An 18,012-nucleotide genomic window follows, 5' to 3' on the forward strand; every position below is an offset into this window, starting at 1 on the left:
TATAGTTCATTTCTTAATGAAAATCAATATTAATACTATCTCCCTTTTGCATCAACGATCGAATGGCGTTCATCTCTTTATCCTCCTTTACCAAACGAGGATCGTCTATGTAGCGTTGATATTTTTCGGCCCATTTGCGATGAAACATTGTTTGAGACAATACGTTGTTGTATTTCCGGGCTAAAGCATACTCCTGGTTCAGCAATGCACACTTTACCATATATTTGAGATAAGTCACTCGCAACCCAAACTCTACTGTTCCTTCCATGCTCCACCGGTAACTCTCATTTATCTTACCATAGTTATAAAAAAGCGAACGACCACTCATCAGCAGAAGTGCCATACCGGGACGAACACTCGGGGTTGGAACTACATTGTTAATATCCATCACTCCTTTTCCCGCATTATAGCCGAGCTTAAATATGGCCAAATTGTTATTCAATACCACATTACGAGTAGGTGTCCCCCTCATATTTCCGGCTATCACCGTTACTTTTTGCCAATTCCCTTTGTCCACTGCAGCAGCCATTTTTACCTCTGCCATAAAGTTTTCGTTTTGATACGACATCACATAGGTAAAAATCAGAGCACACACGTAAATTATAGAAGATAAGACTACGGCAGTTTTAGCCGGTTTCGGAGAAACTTCGCTATGTCGGAACAAAAACAACAGAGCCAGCAGAAAAGATAGAAACAACAGGATGAACGGAATCCACAAAACGAACTCCGCTGAATTGAAAAAGAAACGGGGCAGAACAGCTGTATATACATAAAACTGCTGCATGTAACTATACGCAAAATAATAATATGCCTGCGGAATTAAAACAATCGCAGACAAACCCACGCCGACAATTACAAATCGCATCGCATCTTTGTCTCTCCAAAATGGAAACAGTTCGTAAAGAACAATGATTAGCCCGGTGAATAGAGCATAAAAACCGAACAAGGGATAACCTATTGCAACGATAAAAACAAGACTGGCAAGACGAAGCAGCAGATGAAGAGTTCTTTTATATGCGATGAACAACAGCAAAAAAGACACTGTTCCCAAAGCATTGGAGAAAAAATAGCCTGGCGATTTAAGCGACATCCAAACGTATCCTAAATCGGAAACAGACAGCAGAAGCATTAACCCAGGAATAAAGGAGAGAGGAAAATAGTGCCGGGGAATACGAAAAGCCTTAATGGATAAGTATTGAATTGCCAGCAGGAGCAAAATAAACGCAACACTTCCCAACCACGGATAGTATAGAAATTGCGTGAAAAATGTCCCCAAATAGATCAGCAATCCACCAGCAAACCGAAAGCAGTCAGAAAAAAAGAGAGAGGTAGGTAAAAAAATGGAGAATTCGTCAATCCACTTCAGCACCGAATCGTTTTGTACACTTGTCAGATTAAACGCCAACAGCACAAACAGTGCAATACAACCCAATTGAAACTGAGTATAATCAGATATATTCTTGAACGGCAAAGATTTCTTTTTGACACCGTCCTTTTTTTTCTGTGATTTCATGGCAGATAAGCAAACAAAAACGCATTGACCGAAATTCAGGTAACACCACATTAACCAAACAGTTAACGCAGAAAACTATTAGTTGTCAACATAAAAACTAACACATTTTACTTGAATTACAGACACAAAGATAGCCGAATTCTTTCATAAGCCAATAGCTTGGGGTGCAAGGGATATACACTCGTCGTGCAGTATCCTTTAAGAGTGGCCGAACATCAGTAGATGAATCAAAGCAACAAAACCAAAGCAGTTTGTCACCCAACCCTCCAGATAGATGGTAAGATAACTTCATATCGGAGAAAGGTCATGCCTCAAAATTTGCACAAAAAATGATTACCTTTGCCGTCTGAATTTTTTAGCCATTATAATATGCAGAATCCTAATAATAAGGATAACACTAACCATACAGATTCGCTTTCTCTCGATAAGAAACTCTTTATTGAAACATACGGCTGCCAGATGAACGTAGCCGATAGCGAGGTCGTTGTTTCCATTCTGGAGATGGACGGATACTCCCTTACAGAAAAAATTACCGAAGCTGACGCCATCATGGTAAATACCTGTTCGGTGCGCGACAATGCCGAACAGAAAATTCTCTCCCGTCTCGACTATTTCAAGTCATTACGCAAGAAGAAGCCAAATCTGATTGTAGGTATTATCGGATGTATGGCCGAACGTGTAAAAGAAGATCTCATCAACAATCATAATGTGGATGTAGTAGTAGGGCCGGATGCTTATCTCGACATTCCAAACCTGATGGGTGCCGTTGAAAAAGGCGAAAAAGCCATCAACGTGGAGTTATCTACAACAGAAACTTATAAAGATGTACTGCCCGCACGTATAGGAAATCCTATTTCTGGTTTTATTTCCATTATGCGTGGCTGCAATAATTTCTGCTCTTATTGCATCGTGCCTTATACACGCGGTCGCGAACGCAGCCGTGATCCGGAAAGCATTCTCAACGAACTGCGCGACTTACAAAACCGTGGCTACAAGGAAGTCACCCTTCTGGGACAAAACGTAAATTCATTCCGCTTCGAAAAAGAGGGGAATGTGGTTGATTTTCCGGCATTGCTCGAATTGGTTGCTCAGGAAGCTCCTGAAATGCGGATCCGTTTCTCCACTTCGCACCCGAAGGACATGAGCGATAAAACCCTTGAAGTAATTGCGGCTCACAATAATCTGTGCAAGTACATTCACCTGCCTGTGCAATCGGGCAGCAACGATGTACTGAAACGCATGAACCGGAAATATACACGCGAATGGTATCTGGACAGAATCGCTGCCATCAAACGTATTTTGCCGGAAGCCAGCATTACTACCGACGTTTTCTGTGGATTCCCATCAGAAACGGAAGAAGATCATGCTCAGACACTTTCGTTAATGAAAGAGGTTGGTTTTGATTCGGCATTTATGTTCAAATATTCCGAACGTCCGGGAACTTATGCTGCTAAAAACCTTCCGGATGACATTTCAGAAGAGGTAAAAATTGAACGTTTACAGCAAATTATCGACTTGCAAAATACACTTTCAGCCGAAGCCAATAAAAAATCCATCGGAAAAACGTATGAAGTGCTGATTGAAGGCTATTCTAAACGGTCACGAGACCATTTCTTTGGAAGAACTTCGCAAAATAAAGTGGCTGTTTTCCCGAAAGGTGGTCATCACATCGGCGAATTTGTAAATGTAAAAATCGTCGATACATCATCGGCTACACTTATAGGAGAGTTAATCTAAAAGCATACAGAAAAAGGTAACATAACGTTAAGGTATTATGAACAAACAACTTTGGAGCAAAGCTTGGCCTCACATGGCTGCCATCCTGTTTTTTATTGTTATTTCTTACGTCTATTTCAGTCCTGTTATCGACGGAAAAGTAGTTGTCGGGCACGATAACCAGACCTGGGCAGGAATGTCGAAAGAGACCACCGATTTTAACGGGTCGCATGATTCACCGACTTTGTGGACCAACAGCATGTTTGGCGGAATGCCCACTTACCAGATTGCGATGGATAGTCCTTCCACAGCAGTAAGCTTTATCTATTCATTCTTTACCAATTTCCCGCGCCCTGTTTTCTACCTTATCCTTTATCTGATAGGATTTTACATTTTACTCCTCTCGCTCAGGGTAAATCCATGGCTGAGTGCGTTGGGTGCTATCGGTTTTGCATTTGCATCCTACAACTTCATTATAATAGTTGCAGGTCACAGCAGTAAGGCAATTACACTGGCATACATGGCTCCGGTTATAGGCAGCGTGGTGATGTCGTACCGAAGTAACCGTTGGCTGGGAGCAATACTGACGGCAATTTTCTTAGCGCTGGGGATCAAATCCGGACACATCCAGATCGTTTACTACGTGATGATGTTACTCGGTGTTTTCATCGTATCCGAACTTATTTATGCCATCCTCGAAAAGCAGATCAAATCCTTCCTGATCACTTCTGCAGGCTTACTTGGAGCTGCTATTATTGCCATGGGAATCAACGCCACAACACTTATAACCACCTATGAGTATGGCAAATATTCAATGCGAGGTCAAAGTTCAGACACTGCGCACAGCGCACAGAAATCGAACGGAGGTCTTGAAAAAGATTACATCACCCAGTGGAGTTACGGGGTCGGCGAAACCATGACATTACTGATGCCTGACTTTTACGGAGGTTCCAGCATTGGAACTCTCGATGAAAATTCAAATACCGGCAAAAAACTTTCTTCTCTGGGAGCAGATGCCACCCAGATCATGAGCACTCAAAAGTGGCCTCTTTACTGGGGAAGCCAGCCGAGCACATCGGGTCCTGTTTACATTGGTGCCATTATCTGTTTCCTTTTTGTGTTGGGATTGTTTCTGGTAGATGGAAAATACAAGTGGTGGTTGTTGGCAGGTACAGTGCTTTCAATCATGCTTGCCTGGGGTAAAAACTTTGGTATACTCACCAACTTCTTCATCGACTATGTACCGTATTACAACAAGTTCAGAACGGTAGCGATGATATTGATTATAGCTGGATATACAATGCCAATAATGGCGATTCTGGCTCTTCAGGCATTGATCAAAAACAATATCGACAAAGCCAAACTGACAAAGAGTCTGTATTGGGCAGCAGGAATTACAGGCGGACTTTGTCTCCTTTTCTGGTTAATACCTTCGTTGGCAGGGAATTTTGTTTCACCGGAAGACGCACAATTCTCGGGTGATTATTCTTTCCTGAAAACAACATTGCCGCTTGATCGTCAGGCAATAATGAAAGCAGATGCACTTCGTTCGCTGATCTTTATAGTTCTTGCAGCCGGTGCTATCTGGGTTTATGCCAAAAACAAACTAAAAGCAGCCCATTTGTATCTCATTTTTGCCGTCTTGTTTATTGCCGACATGTATCCGGTAGCGAAACGTTACCTGAACGACGACAATTTTGTGTCGAAACAGACTGCACAAGCTACAAAACCAACTCAGGCTGACAAATTCATCCTTCAGGATAAATCTGATTATCGCGTACTCAACCTTGCAGTTAGTCCGTTTAACGATGCATCAACATCATATTTCCACAAAAGCATTGGCGGATACCACGGCGCAAAATTGCGTTCTTATCAGGATTTGATTGACGTTCAGCTTATTCCCGAGATGCAGGCTATAAGCAACGTATTCCAGCATGCAAAAACGTTGACTGATGTCCAGGCTCCGCTTGCCAAACTCAGCGTGTTAAATATGCTGAATATGAAGTATCTGATTTATAATCCGGAAGCAATGCCTATAACCAACCCTTACGCTAACGGAACGCAATGGTTTGTGAAGAAAATCATTCCTGTAGAAAATAACAGTGAAGCCCTGCGCAAAGTTGGTCAGATTGATACAAAAAATGAAGCTTTGGTAGAAAAAGCCGTTGCCACATCATTGCCAGCGACTTTTGCAAAGGATACGACCGCCACAATTACCCTGAAAAAATATGAGCCTAACGATTTGGTTTATAGCTACAAATCCAACAGTGATCAGGTTGCCATATTCTCCGAAATTTACTATGACAAAGGTTGGACAGCTTATGTAAACGGAGCGCAAGTGCCATACTTCAAAGCAAATTACTTGCTCAGAGGGATTGCCCTTAAGCCAGGCCAATACGATGTGGAATTCAAATTTGATCCCCCATCCTATTCTACGGGGAATACAATCTCTTATGCTTCTTCCATCCTGTTGGTTCTGATTGTTTTGGGAGGTGGATTTTTCGCATGGAGAAGAAATACAAAAGACCCAAAAGAGGCCGGAAAAGAATAGTCTGAAACCGGCTTGTAAATAAGTATTGGCAATGTTTATCTTTTTTTGTTGCTCTCGTAATAACAGAAAGAGCTATCTTTGCAGTAAATTTTGGATAATGGAATCGAACGTCCAGTTTAAACTGTAGCAATCAGATGTCGAATTCAGCAAAAACAGCAAAGAAGAAATTCTTTAATCTTCACTTTACGGTCACCGTCAGCATATCGCTTGTGCTTTTCCTTATTGGATTCATTGCACTTTTGTTGATGGTAGGGAAAGATGTTTCCAACTATGTTAAGGAAAACGTCAACATGTCGGTTGTGTTGGAAGACTCCATCTCGCCGGCTAACAGGTTTGCCCTCGAGAAAGCCGTAAAAGCGATGCCGGCAACTAAATCATACGATTATATCAGCAAAGATCAGGCGCTGAAAGACCATATTCGTGATTTAGGAGAGAACCCGCAGGATTTCCTTGGTTACAATCCGTTATTGGCATCCTACGAAATCAAGCTGAAATCGGACTATGCCAACCCTGATTCAGCGTCGAAGATGGAAACTCAGCTAAAACAGTTTCTCGGGGTGAAACAGGTAATGTACCAGAAGGATATAGTACATCTGGTCAACAACAACATTCAAAAGACCGGATTCATTCTTTCGGGGGTGGCACTCATCCTGCTATTTGTATCTATTGTTTTGCTTAACAACACCATACGTATAAGTATCTATTCAAAGAGATTCCTTATAAACACGATGAAGCTGGTCGGCGCCAAAGCATGGTTCATCCGCCGTCCGTTTATTCTGAAAAGCCTGCTGAACGGACTTACCGCAGCATTACTTGCATTGGTGATGTTGACCGGAGCTGTTTATTATTTACAGTATGAAATTGGGGCAACATTTAACCTGTACCGTTTGGATGTATTGGTAATTGTCGGCGGACTTGTAATACTGTTTGCACTGATTATCACCTTTTTTGCTTCTCTTTTTGCGGTGAACCGTTATATCAGAATGCGCACTGATTCGTACTATTTTGTATAATTGCACTCATAATACTGAAACCAATGAAACGCCCATGACAAAATTTGCCGCTCTTGATACCCAAGAGAGAGATTTAATTTTGGCATGAAGTTCCATGTGCTCTTAAAACAATTATAAACACATGAAAAAGAAAACAACATCTGAAGTAAAGGAAACTTCAAAAGAAGATAAGGCTTTTGCTTTTGGCAAAACCAATTGGTTGTTAATGGTTGTATCATTAGCTTGTATCCTGATTGGATTCCTGCTCATGACCGGAAGTTCATCCGGAGAGCAGTTCAACCCGGATATATTCAGTACCCGTCGAATCACAGTTGGCCCGATGATCGCTCTTTTCGGCTTTTTGTTTATGATTGTAGCCATTATGTGGCCAAACAAAAAGGGAGAATAAGGGATGAATTTGTTACACGCAATTGTTCTTGCTATTGTTGAAGGGCTAACTGAATTTCTTCCTGTATCTTCTACCGGGCACATGGCTTTGGTATCGGCCTTTTTCGGCATCGAAAAAAGCGATTTCACCAAACTATTCATTGAAAACATCCAGTTCGGCACCATTATTTCGGTGATTGTCCTTTACTGGCGCAAATTCTTCGATTTCAAAAAATTGCAGTTTTATATAAAGCTTTTGGTAGCTTTTCTCCCTGCAGCTGTTTTTGGCGTAATTTTCAAAAAACACATCGACGAGCTGATCGGTTCTCCGCTGTTTATCGCCATTGTGATGTTTTTGGGAGGTATCGTACTTTTGTTTGTCGACAATTGGTTCAAGAATCCGCAAATATATTCGGAAGAAAAGATCACGTACAAAAAATCGTTTTTCATCGGATTGTTTCAGGTGCTGGCTGTACTGTTTCCAGGCCTAAGCCGCAGCGCCGCGACCATAATCGGAGGTATGCAACAGAAGCTTACGCGCACAGCTGCCGCTGAATTTTCCTTTTTCCTTGCCGTTCCTACTTTGGCAGGGGCATTTGCTAAAAGCCTGTGGGATGCCTACAAGGAAACTCCTGAAATTTTGACATCTCACAATATCAGCATATTAGCATTAGGTAATTTGGTTGGCTTCATCGTTGCCATCATTGCTATTAAGGCATTTATTTCATTCCTGACTAAACATGGATTCCGACTCTTCGGTTACTACCGTATTGTTGTCGGATTTATTATCATAGCATGCTTGTTGTGGGGCAAATTTAATTTTTAAACCTCTGATTTTTCCGCCCAGTGATGGGAGAAACAATCTTACCACAACAGTGCTAAAAAGAATGATCCGGGACGTTGGTTCTTCCTGAAACGACGGTGGATTGATTCATTTACAAACCAATATGGATTTTATACAAGGCGAAGTTCTTTATTTCAACAAACCTCTGCACTGGACCTCATTTAGTCTGGTAAACAAAGTCAGATGGCTGATCAGCAGACATCTGAAAGTAAAGAAGATTAAGGTGGGCCACGCAGGCACCCTCGATCCTCTTGCTTCGGGTGTTATGATTATTTGTACCGGTAAAGCTACCAAGCAAATAGACACTTTTCAGTACCAGACAAAAGAGTATATTGCCACCCTTGAACTGGGCGCCACCACTCCGTCGTTCGATCTCGAAAAGGAAGTTGACGCCCGATATCCCTTTGAACATATTACCCGTGAAATGGTTGATGAACGGTTACAACGTTTTATCGGTACCATTCAACAGGTTCCTCCTGTTTTCTCCGCAGTAAAAGTGGAAGGAAAGAGAGCCTACGACTATGCCCGCGAAGGACAAGACGTTGAACTCAAAGCTAAAACTCTTGTTATAGATGAACTGGAGGTACTCGACTTTGCTTTGCCCGTACTAAAAATCAGGGTAGTGTGTAGCAAAGGCACTTACATAAGAGCCTTAGCCCGCGATATCGGAATCGCACTCGATAGCGGGGCTCACCTGACCGGATTGATACGGACGCGCATCGGAGAATGCACACTGGACAAATGTATGTCCGTTGAGCAATTTCAGGAATTGCTCCAAACAATGCAAACTGAAAATTAACACCAACAAAACGTTTGTCAAAAACCATCTTCGCGAATGTTTAAATCTTATTTATAATGGATTTGATTACATATAATTAACCATTCTACTCTTGACATCGCCTGTTTACATGTTGTATTTTTGCAAACCATTTACTAAATAACCATTTTACTTTGTCAAAAAAGGTGGAATAGTGATGTATATTTTTGTTGATGATCGTGAGATTTTTTTCCACTAACTAACTCTTTATATGAAACTGTCGCAATTTAAGTACAAACTTCCAGATGAATTAATTGCCCTTTATCCCACAAAACACAGAGATGAATCCCGCTTGTTAGTTTTACACCGAAAGACCGGGGAAATTGAACACCGCACTTTTAATGACATTCTTGAATATTATAATGATCAGGATGTGTTCGTTTTTAACGACACAAGAGTGTTCCCTGCCCGTCTTTACGGCACAAAAGACAACTCCGAAGCGAAAATAGAAGTGTTCCTGTTGCGCGAATTAAACCACGATCTGCGCATGTGGGATGTTTTGGTAGATCCGGCTCGTAAAATCCGTGTGGGCAATAAACTCTATTTCGGGGAGAACAATCTGCTTGTAGCCGAGGTTATTGACAACACCACGTCGCGAGGACGTACTGTCAGATTCCTCTATGACGGAAGTTATGAAGAATTCCGTAAAACACTTTACGAGTTAGGAGAAACTCCATTGCCCCGTTTCATCAAACGCGATGTAGAGCCTGAAGATGAAACTCGCTATCAAACAATCTTTGCAAAAAACGAAGGTGCTGTAGTCGCTCCTACTGCAGGACTGCACTTCAGCCGTGAATTGTTAAAACGCCTTGAGATTCTTGGTATCGACTTTGCATACGTAACTTTGCATGCAGGATTGTGCAACTACCGCGAAATTGATGTGGAAGACCTGACCAAACACAAGGTTGACTCGGAACAAATGCTTGTTAACCAGGATGCTGTTGGAATTATCAATCACGCCAAAGATACCAACCGTAAAGTGTGCGCTGTGGGAACCACTGTGATGCGGGCTCTCGAAACGTGCGCGTGCACAAACGGAACTATCAAACCATACGACGGATGGACCAGTAAATTCATCTTTCCTCCTTATGACTTTGGCGTTGCCGACAGCATGATTGCAAACTTTCACCTTCCCTACTCTCCGCTTTTGATGCTGACCTGCGCTTTCGGAGGTTACGATCAGGTGATGGGAGCCTATCAAAAGGCTGTTCAGGAAGGATATCGTTTCGGTATCTACGGTGATGCAATGCTGATTATCTGATTTTTTTCAGACATTAGAGCCAAGAACCAAGAATCAAGACCACTCAGTGTCCTGGTTCTTGGTTCTTGGTTATAATACATACCTAAATTCCCCTCTCTTATGATCGATTATACTGCCTGGTTACCAACAACTAAGAAAGAAGTGGAGATGCGTGGCTGGAATGAGTTGGATGTTATCATCTTCTCCGGCGATGCATATGTAGACCATCCAGCTTTCGGAGCTGCTGTAATCGGACGTGTACTGGAAGCCGAGGGTCTGAAAGTTGCCATTGTGCCCCAACCGAACTGGCGCGATGACCTGCGTGACTTTAAGAAACTCGGCAAGCCGCGCCTTTTCTTTGGAATTTCAGCCGGTTGTATGGATTCAATGGTTAATCACTATACAGCCAACAAGCGTCTTCGATCCAATGATGCTTACACCCCCGGAGGCGTTTCCGGCTTTCGTCCGGATTATGCCACTGTCGTATATTCAACTATTCTTAAGCAGCTTTTCCCTGAGACTCCGGTGGTAATTGGAGGAATCGAAGCCTCGATGCGCAGGTTTTCGCACTACGACTATTGGTCGGACAGCTACAAGAGAAGCATTTTGCTGGATAGCAAAGCTGATTTGTTGGTGTATGGGATGGGCGAAAAGTCGATCCGAGAAATTGCATCCCGTATTGCAGCAGGAAATTCCGTTCAAAGCATTACAAATATTCCACAAACTGCATATTGCATTCCGAACAAGGCTTCGATGGAAGAATATCCGGGCGTTGAAACGATTGATCTGTTGTCGCACGAAGCCTGCCTGAAGGACAAGCGCAACTCTGCCCGGAATTTTAAAATAATTGAGGAAGAGTCGAATAAAATTATAGCCAACCGGCTTACGCAAACCGAAGGCAACAGAAAGATCGTGGTCAATCCGCCTTACACCACATGGAGTCAGGCAGAAATAGACGCTGCTTACGACCTTCCTTATACCCGCCTGCCGCATCCAAAATACAAGGACAAACCGATACCTGCATTTGAAATGATCCGGTTTTCAGTGAACACTCACAGAGGGTGTTTTGGCGGCTGCGCTTTTTGCACCATCTCCATGCATCAGGGCAAGCAGGTCATTTCACGTTCGGAAGAATCCATTCTGAAGGAGGTAAAACTCATTGGAAAAATGCCCGATTTCAAAGGATACTTGTCCGATCTTGGAGGTCCATCGGCCAACATGTACAGACTGCAGGGAATCGATAAAGGACAATGCCAGAAATGCAAGCGACCTTCATGTATCTACCCGGCTGTGTGTAAAAACCTGAATGTAGACCATTCGGAAATGATAAAACTTTATAAAGAGGTAGATGCTTTACCTTTTATAAAGAAAAGCTTTATTGGAAGCGGCGTTCGCTACGATTTATTATTGCACAAAACCGGTAATAGTGCTATTGACAAATCGCTCTCGGCATATACACGGGAGTTAATCGCTCATCACGTTTCCGGGCGGTTGAAAGTGGCCCCGGAACACACGTCGGATGCCGTTTTGAAATTCATGCGTAAACCTTCCTTCCAACTTTTCAAAGAGTTTTGCCGGGAGTTTGATAAAATAAACCGTGAAGAAGGTTTGAATCAGCAGTTGATTCCATATTTCATTTCAAGTCATCCGGGATGCTCTACCGATAACATGGCCGAATTGGCTATTGAAACAAAATCACTGAATTTCAAGCTGGAGCAGGTACAGGATTTCACTCCTACCCCAATGACTCTCGCTACCGAAATTTATTATACCGGCATCAATCCATATACCGGAGATAAAGTTTTCACCTCAAAAGCTGCTAATGACAAAAAAGCCCAGCAGCAGTTCTTTTTCTGGTACAAACCGGAATTCCGACAATCAATCATTCAGGAATTAAGGAAGATGAACCGTCCTGATTTGATTGATAAATTACTGGGGTATAAAAATATAGAACCGAGAAAAAACCAGGAAAAGGGTTCGGGAAGAGCATCCGGAAAAAGAAAACGTTAATGGAGCGATCGCTTCGTAAATTTTTCACCCTTCATTGATACGGTTTGCTTAAAAAAGCGTATCTTTGCACGAAATTTTACTTTCAATTTACAACAAAGCCCATTTTCAATTCTTCATATTGTAAGAAAAAGCGAAAAAACAGATATGACAGTAATTGGCAAATATCCTTTTCAACTGAGCCCTCAGGATTGCGATTTCAGAGAACAGGTATCACTGCCCGCTTTAGGAGATTTAATTCTTCAGGCAGCCGGAAAATCTGCTGACGAAAATGGCTTTGGAATGCAGAAACTCAATACGGCAAACCGAACCTGGGTTGTTTCCCGAATGGCAATTGAGATGCAACGATTTCCGAAATGGAGAGAGTGGATCAACATTGAAACCTGGGTGGAAGAGGTTGGCAGGACATCGACGACACGTCATTTCAGAATCTCTGATGAATATGGCAAGGAAATCGGAGGTTCTTCTACACTTTGGGCAATGATAGATGTGGAAAGCCGAAGGGCTATCGACCTAAAAACGATTGAGGGACTAAGCGAGGCCGCTTCTGGAATTCCGGCGGTTATTGACAAACCGGGACGCGTTCCATCAGTGGATGGAGGCACGAAGAAGACTCACAACGTTCGATACAGCGACATTGATTTTAACCAACATGCCAACAGCATGAAATATGTGGAATGGTTACTCGACAGCTTTTCTCTCGACTGGCATCAAAACCATTACATCAAGCGGTTCGAAATTAATTTCCTTCATGAAGTCCTTTATGGAGACCAAGTGGAGATATTTCACAAACAGGACAAGATGCTTTCGTTGTTCGAAATAAAAAAGCCGGATGGCAACGGAGTGTGTAAAATGAAATTAGAATGGCAATAGCCTTCTTAAGATAAGAACCATAATTTCAATTAAATATAAACAAAATGGCAGTAATGAATTTTGGCGGGGTTGACGAAAACGTTATGACCCGCGATGAATTTCCTTTGAAAAAGGCGAAAGAGGTATTAAAAGACGAAGTAATCGCTATCATTGGTTATGGAGTGCAAGGCCCGGGACAAGGATTGAACCTCCGCGACAATGGTTTCAATGTAATCGTTGGCCAACGTAAAGATTCAAAAACATGGGACAAAGCCATCGCTGACGGCTGGGTGCCGGGCGAAACACTGTTCGAAATCGAAGAAGCTTGCCAACGTGCAACTATTATCCAATACTTATTGTCAGATGCTGCTCAGATTGCAGTTTGGCCACGCATCAAACCTTACCTGACAGCTGGTAAAGCACTTTATTTTTCACATGGTTTCGGCATCACCTACAAAGAACGCACAGGCATTGTTCCTCCTGCAGATGTTGATGTTATCCTTGTTGCTCCTAAAGGTTCGGGAACTTCACTTCGCCGTATGTTCCTTCAGGGTCGCGGTTTGAACTCTTCTTACGCTATCTTCCAGGATGCTACAGGCAAAGCAAAAGACCGCGTTATCGCTTTGGGTATCGGGGTTGGTTCAGGCTACCTGTTTGAAACAAACTTCAAAAAAGAAGTTTACTCTGACTTAACCGGCGAACGTGGTACTTTGATGGGTGCAATTCAAGGTCTTTTGTTAGCTCAATACGAAGTTCTTCGTGAAAACGGACATACTCCTTCTGAAGCTTTCAACGAAACCGTTGAAGAATTGACACAGTCTTTGATGCCTTTGTTTGCTGAAAACGGTATGGACTGGATGTATGCCAACTGTTCAACCACCGCTCAACGTGGTGCTTTGGACTGGATGGGACCATTCCACGACGCAACAAAACCTGTTTTTGCAAAATTATACTCTGAAGTTGCATGCGGTAACGAAGCTCAACGCTCCATCGACACCAACTCAAAACCTGACTACCGCGAAAAACTCGAAGAAGAGTTGAAAGCACTTCGTGAAAGCGAAATGTGGCGTGCAGGTGCAGTTGTACGCAAACTGCGTCCTGAAAACAATTAATCAGTTCAAACCTTATAAGTCAAACCGATTCTGTTAGTTACGATAGAATCGGTTTGTTTTTTTATACCGTATTCCGAGATTTTATATTTTTTGTATCTTTGCCCCGTTTTCTAATCAAGATCAAATATGTCAATCATAATAAAAGAGGTAACCAGCAAGAGAGAACTCAAGAAGTTTGTGATGTTTGGGATTAAAATGTATTCTAACCATCCATATGCAGCACCTCCTTTACTGATGGATGACATGACCGTACTATCACGGGAAAAGAATCCTTCATTCGAGGTGTGCGACGCCGCATACTTTATGGCTTTCCGCGACGGGGAGATGGTAGGAAGGGTTGCAGCCATCGTCAATCACAAGGCCAACGAGCACTGGAATAACAAACACGCCCGCTTCGGATGGCTTGACATGATAGACGACATTGAAGTGACCCGTGCCTTGCTTTCGACTGCAGAGAAATGGGCTTTGGAAAGAGGAATGGACTCCATTCAGGGACCTGCCGGTTTTACCGATTTTGATCGTGAAGGGATGTTAGTATGGGGTTTCGATAAGCCGGGAACAATGGCCACTAATTACAATTTCCCTTACTATCCGGAGCATATGGAAGAGCTTGGCTATACCAAAGATATTGACTGGAAAGAATACAATGTGCAAATTCCAGCCGTGTTTCCTGAAAAGCATTTCAGAATAGCAGACATCGTAAAAGCCAAACACAAGCTCACCCCCAAAAAATTTCATTCATCAAAAGAAATCGTCAAGCAGTACGGAAACAAAATATTCGACTTATTAAATATCTGTTATAAAGATCTTTACGGCTTTTCAATGCTTTCTCAGGCACAAATGGATTTCTACATTAAAACCTATCTCACTTTTGTTCGGTTAGATCTGATTTGTGTTATTGTAAATGAGAACGACGAAGTGGTGGCAGTCGGAATTTCAATGCCTAGTATGACAAAAGCATTGCAAAGGATAAAAGGAAAATTGTTTCCTACCGGCTGGATGCATATGTTGAAGGCTCTTAAAGGAAAGAGTGATGTTATCGACCTCTATTTGATGGCTGTAAGACCTGATTATCAACCCAAGGGAGCCAGTGCCCTTTTGTTTTCCGAATTAATACCTCAGTATGCAAAATCAGGTTTCAAATATGCAGAAACGAACCCCGAACTGGAGACCAACCACAAAGTATCCACCCTTTGGGATAGTTTTGAAACCACTCACGTGAAAACCCGCAGAGCTTATTCTAAGAAGTTGAAATAAAATCATTTCCGACACACGGACTGCCCCTTAAAAAAACGGAAATAGCATTGGTAACAATTGCAACTTCCGATAAAAAACCGTAAGTTTGCGGTATCTATTTGTTTTAAAAGATAAGTTCAAACCCGCTTTTTGTAATTATCTTCTTTAGTTTCGTTAATCCTTAAACAACAAATATATACCGGCAATGATTTGGAATGAACATGCAGAGTGCATGGACCGCGAGCAACTGCTCAAGCTGCAAAACGAGCGCTTACGCAACATGGTAAGCCGTCTTTATTACAACGTCCCCTTTTATCGCAAAAAATTTCAGGAGGCTGGCATCGATCCCGGAGATATAACGGGCATTCATCAGTTGAAAGACCTGCCTACCACCACCAAGCAAGACCTTCGCGATAATTACCCCTTCGGACTTTTTGCTGTACCGCAAAGCGAAATTGTGCGCCTGCATGCCTCCAGCGGCACAACCGGCAAACCGACAGTGGGCGGATATACCCGCGCCGATTTGCGTACCTGGTCGGAAGTGGTAGCCAGAAGTCTGTATGCTGCCGGCGTTGATAAAAACGACGTAGTGCATGTGTCGTACGGTTACGGATTGTTTACCGGAGGACTTGGAATTCATCAGGGAGCCCAGAAAATCGGCGCCACCGTTATTCCGGCTTCAGGCGGCAACACCAAGAAACAGCTCCAGATCATGCACGATTTTGGTTCAACGGTGCTGGCATGTACACCTTCCTATGCCCTTTACCTGGCTGACACAATGAAAGAACTGGGTATGGATCCGTCGGAACTGAAACTGCGTCGCGGTATTTTTGGAGCAGAGCCCTGGACTGAAGAAATGCGCCGTGAAATTGAGGCAAAACTTCACCTGAAAGCCCTTGATATTTACGGATTGACAGAAGTGATTGGACCGGGTGTAGCTATGGAGTGCGAACACCAGAAAGGGCTCCACATTTTTGAAGATCATTTTATTCCTGAAATTGTAGATCCCAACACCCTGCAACCGGTTCCTCACGGACAGGTAGGCGAATTGTTATTCACTACCGTTACCAAAGAAGGCATGCCGTTGCTCCGCTACCGTACCCGTGACCTCACCACAATGACTGTCGAAAAATGTGCATGTGGTCGTACATTAGCGCGATTGAATAAATTCCTGGGGCGTTCCGACGACATGTTGATTATTCGCGGCGTGAACGTATTCCCGTCTCAAATAGAATCAGTATTGCTCGAAATGAGCGAAACGGAGCCTCACTACCAACTCATAGTTGACCGGGTGAACAATCTGGACATTCTCGAAATCAGGGTCGAAGTAAACGAAGCTTTCTTCTCCGACGAAATCCGCCAGATGGAAAATCTCGCAAAGAAAATAAAAGCCAACATCGAAAGTGTGCTGGGTATCAGTGCCAAAATCAAGCTGGTAGAACCCAAAACCATCGAACGCTCCGAAGGAAAAGCAAAACGTGTGATCGATCTTCGGAAACTCGTGGATTGATTTGTATATTTGCCTTACAAAACCAAAGAAATACACTATTAGTATGTTACTGAAACAACTTTCCGTTTTTCTCGAAAACAAACCGGGACGTATCACCCAGGTAACCAAAGCGCTGGATGAAATCGGAGTCAACATTACCGCGTTCAATATAGCCGACACGTCAGAGTTTGGCATTTTACGAATGATCGTCGATAACATCGATACTGCTCTTCAGGCTCTTAAAGCGCAAGGCTTTTCTGTGCGAACAACGCAAGTGGTAGGTCTGGTTGTCCCTCACCAACCGGGAGGAATGTACCAAGCACTGGAACATGTTGACAAAGCCGGAATCGAAATCGAATACATGTACGCTTTTGCCTACAATTCGAAAGCTGCCGTAATCATTAAAGCCGACGACACTCAGAAACTGGTAGAAGTTCTCTCAGGTTCGGGTTACCACGTACTTCAGGAAGGCGAATTGATTCAGGATTAAGCAAATATCTTTCAATCAAAAAAGTTAGCACCTCTTTCATTATTCAGGATGGAAGAGGTGCGTTTGTTTGGCAGATCAAAAAAAGAATCGTATCTTTGCAGCGCTTTGAAAAAAGTATAAGTGTGATGGGAAATTTAGCAATTAAAAGCTTGTATCTCAACTGCTTTAATTTTGAGTAACACAAAACATTTAACAATGAAAACATTTGAATTAAGCGGAACTGTCCGCCCAGACTTAGGCAAAAAAGCCACCAACGCAGTAAGAAACTCCGGCAACATTCCTTGTGTTTTGTACGGTGGAGAACAAAACATCAACTTTCAGGTTACAACCGGTGATGTTCGTAAATTGATCTACACTCCTGAAATCTTTGTTGTTAACCTTACTGTTAACGGAAAAACAACCAAAGCTATCCTCAAAGATCTTCAATTGCACCCGGTAAGCGATAAAGTTTTGCACATCGACTTCCTTGAAGTATTTGATAACAAACCAGTTCAGATTAAAGTTCCTGTTCGTCTCGAAGGTTTGGCTGAAGGTGTTAAAGCCGGTGGTAAACTGCAACAAAACAGCCGTACACTCAAAGTTAAAGCTTTGATCAACGACGTACCTGAACAATTGAAAGTAAACGTTGAAAAACTGGGTATGGGTAAAACTATCCAGGTAGGCGAACTTTCATTCCCTAACCTCGAACTGCTTACTTCGAAATCAGCTATTGTTGCAACAGTTAAAGCAACACGTGCTTCGAAAGGTAAATAATCGGTCGGTTCGC

Annotated in this window: 15 protein-coding genes; 14 read left to right on the forward strand and 1 reads right to left on the reverse strand. The window is 42.7% G+C overall.

Going from position 1 to position 18,012, the window contains the following annotated elements; translation table 11 throughout:
* Window positions 1–13: 13 nt before the first annotated feature.
* Window positions 14–1,513, reverse strand: a complete 1,500-nt coding sequence (locus PJIAN_RS02130) for a DUF6057 family protein (protein WP_068701554.1) — start codon at window positions 1,511–1,513, stop codon at window positions 14–16.
* Window positions 1,514–1,882: 369 nt separating this feature from the next.
* Here PJIAN_RS02130 and miaB point away from each other — a divergent pair, with 369 nt between their 5' ends.
* The 14 genes from miaB to PJIAN_RS02200 all read left to right on the forward strand — a co-directional run bounded on the left by miaB (window position 1,883) and on the right by PJIAN_RS02200 (window position 17,999).
* Window positions 1,883–3,250: a tRNA (N6-isopentenyl adenosine(37)-C2)-methylthiotransferase MiaB gene (miaB, locus tag PJIAN_RS02135; RefSeq protein WP_068701556.1), complete on the forward strand. Its 1,368-nt coding sequence runs from the start codon at window positions 1,883–1,885 to the stop codon at window positions 3,248–3,250.
* Window positions 3,251–3,287: 37 nt separating this feature from the next.
* Complete coding sequence (locus PJIAN_RS02140; RefSeq protein ID WP_068701558.1) at window positions 3,288–5,780, forward strand: YfhO family protein; 2,493 nt, start codon at window positions 3,288–3,290, stop codon at window positions 5,778–5,780.
* A 134-nt stretch (window positions 5,781–5,914) separates the two neighbouring features.
* Window positions 5,915–6,793 (forward strand): cell division protein FtsX, encoded by an 879-nt coding sequence (locus PJIAN_RS02145; RefSeq protein WP_068701560.1) that lies wholly within the window; start codon window positions 5,915–5,917, stop codon window positions 6,791–6,793.
* Window positions 6,794–6,914: 121 nt separating this feature from the next.
* Entirely contained in the window at window positions 6,915–7,181 is a 267-nt protein-coding gene (locus PJIAN_RS02150; RefSeq protein WP_068701562.1) for a DUF3098 domain-containing protein, read from the forward strand.
* Window positions 7,182–7,184: 3 nt separating this feature from the next.
* Entirely contained in the window at window positions 7,185–7,985 is an 801-nt protein-coding gene (locus PJIAN_RS02155; protein ID WP_068701564.1) for an undecaprenyl-diphosphate phosphatase, read from the forward strand.
* A 121-nt stretch (window positions 7,986–8,106) separates the two neighbouring features.
* Window positions 8,107–8,802: a tRNA pseudouridine(55) synthase TruB gene (truB, locus tag PJIAN_RS02160; protein ID WP_068701565.1), complete on the forward strand. Its 696-nt coding sequence runs from the start codon at window positions 8,107–8,109 to the stop codon at window positions 8,800–8,802.
* 229 nt (window positions 8,803–9,031) lie between these two features.
* Window positions 9,032–10,081 carry a tRNA preQ1(34) S-adenosylmethionine ribosyltransferase-isomerase QueA gene (gene queA / locus PJIAN_RS02165; RefSeq protein ID WP_068701567.1) on the forward strand — a complete coding sequence of 350 codons (1,050 nt, stop codon included), beginning with the start codon at window positions 9,032–9,034 and terminating at the stop codon, window positions 10,079–10,081.
* A 99-nt stretch (window positions 10,082–10,180) separates the two neighbouring features.
* Entirely contained in the window at window positions 10,181–12,070 is a 1,890-nt protein-coding gene (locus PJIAN_RS02170; RefSeq protein WP_068701569.1) for a YgiQ family radical SAM protein, read from the forward strand.
* A 144-nt stretch (window positions 12,071–12,214) separates the two neighbouring features.
* The gene (locus PJIAN_RS02175) at window positions 12,215–12,940 is read left to right on the forward strand and encodes an acyl-[acyl-carrier-protein] thioesterase (RefSeq protein WP_068701571.1); all 726 of its coding nucleotides are present in this window, start codon (window positions 12,215–12,217) and stop codon (window positions 12,938–12,940) included.
* A gap of 44 nt (window positions 12,941–12,984) precedes the next feature.
* The gene (gene ilvC / locus PJIAN_RS02180; RefSeq protein ID WP_068701573.1) at window positions 12,985–14,031 is read left to right on the forward strand and encodes a ketol-acid reductoisomerase; all 1,047 of its coding nucleotides are present in this window, start codon (window positions 12,985–12,987) and stop codon (window positions 14,029–14,031) included.
* A 126-nt stretch (window positions 14,032–14,157) separates the two neighbouring features.
* Complete coding sequence (locus PJIAN_RS02185; protein ID WP_068701575.1) at window positions 14,158–15,288, forward strand: hypothetical protein; 1,131 nt, start codon at window positions 14,158–14,160, stop codon at window positions 15,286–15,288.
* Between the two features lie 184 nt (window positions 15,289–15,472).
* Window positions 15,473–16,777, forward strand: a complete 1,305-nt coding sequence (locus tag PJIAN_RS02190; protein ID WP_068701577.1) for a phenylacetate--CoA ligase family protein — start codon at window positions 15,473–15,475, stop codon at window positions 16,775–16,777.
* Window positions 16,778–16,820: 43 nt separating this feature from the next.
* Window positions 16,821–17,246, forward strand: coding sequence for an ACT domain-containing protein (locus tag PJIAN_RS02195; RefSeq protein ID WP_068701579.1), 426 nt, complete (start codon window positions 16,821–16,823; stop codon window positions 17,244–17,246).
* Window positions 17,247–17,441: 195 nt separating this feature from the next.
* Window positions 17,442–17,999: a 50S ribosomal protein L25/general stress protein Ctc gene (locus PJIAN_RS02200; protein WP_068701581.1), complete on the forward strand. Its 558-nt coding sequence runs from the start codon at window positions 17,442–17,444 to the stop codon at window positions 17,997–17,999.
* The last annotated feature ends 13 nt before the right edge of the window (window positions 18,000–18,012 follow it).

Source organism: Paludibacter jiangxiensis (assembly GCF_001618385.1).
Taxonomy (GTDB): Bacteria; Bacteroidota; Bacteroidia; order Bacteroidales; family Paludibacteraceae; genus Microbacter; species Microbacter jiangxiensis.

Excerpts from the sequence above, each read along its gene's own strand:
- miaB (WP_068701556.1), top strand. The coding sequence starts at position 1,883 with ATGCAGAATCCTAATAATAAGGATAACACTAACCATACAGATTCGCTT.
- PJIAN_RS02170 (WP_068701569.1), top strand. The coding sequence starts at position 10,181 with ATGATCGATTATACTGCCTGGTTACCAACAACTAAGAAAGAAGTGGAG.
- PJIAN_RS02200 (WP_068701581.1), top strand. The coding sequence starts at position 17,442 with ATGAAAACATTTGAATTAAGCGGAACTGTCCGCCCAGACTTAGGCAAA.
- PJIAN_RS02190 (WP_068701577.1), top strand. The coding sequence starts at position 15,473 with ATGATTTGGAATGAACATGCAGAGTGCATGGACCGCGAGCAACTGCTC.
- truB (WP_068701565.1), top strand. The coding sequence starts at position 8,107 with ATGGATTTTATACAAGGCGAAGTTCTTTATTTCAACAAACCTCTGCAC.
- PJIAN_RS02150 (WP_068701562.1), top strand. The coding sequence starts at position 6,915 with ATGAAAAAGAAAACAACATCTGAAGTAAAGGAAACTTCAAAAGAAGAT.
- PJIAN_RS02195 (WP_068701579.1), top strand. The coding sequence starts at position 16,821 with ATGTTACTGAAACAACTTTCCGTTTTTCTCGAAAACAAACCGGGACGT.
- PJIAN_RS02130 (WP_068701554.1), bottom strand. The coding sequence starts at position 1,513 with ATGAAATCACAGAAAAAAAAGGACGGTGTCAAAAAGAAATCTTTGCCG.
- PJIAN_RS02145 (WP_068701560.1), top strand. The coding sequence starts at position 5,915 with ATGTCGAATTCAGCAAAAACAGCAAAGAAGAAATTCTTTAATCTTCAC.
- PJIAN_RS02140 (WP_068701558.1), top strand. The coding sequence starts at position 3,288 with ATGAACAAACAACTTTGGAGCAAAGCTTGGCCTCACATGGCTGCCATC.
- queA (WP_068701567.1), top strand. The coding sequence starts at position 9,032 with ATGAAACTGTCGCAATTTAAGTACAAACTTCCAGATGAATTAATTGCC.
- PJIAN_RS02155 (WP_068701564.1), top strand. The coding sequence starts at position 7,185 with ATGAATTTGTTACACGCAATTGTTCTTGCTATTGTTGAAGGGCTAACT.
- PJIAN_RS02185 (WP_068701575.1), top strand. The coding sequence starts at position 14,158 with ATGTCAATCATAATAAAAGAGGTAACCAGCAAGAGAGAACTCAAGAAG.
- PJIAN_RS02175 (WP_068701571.1), top strand. The coding sequence starts at position 12,215 with ATGACAGTAATTGGCAAATATCCTTTTCAACTGAGCCCTCAGGATTGC.
- ilvC (WP_068701573.1), top strand. The coding sequence starts at position 12,985 with ATGGCAGTAATGAATTTTGGCGGGGTTGACGAAAACGTTATGACCCGC.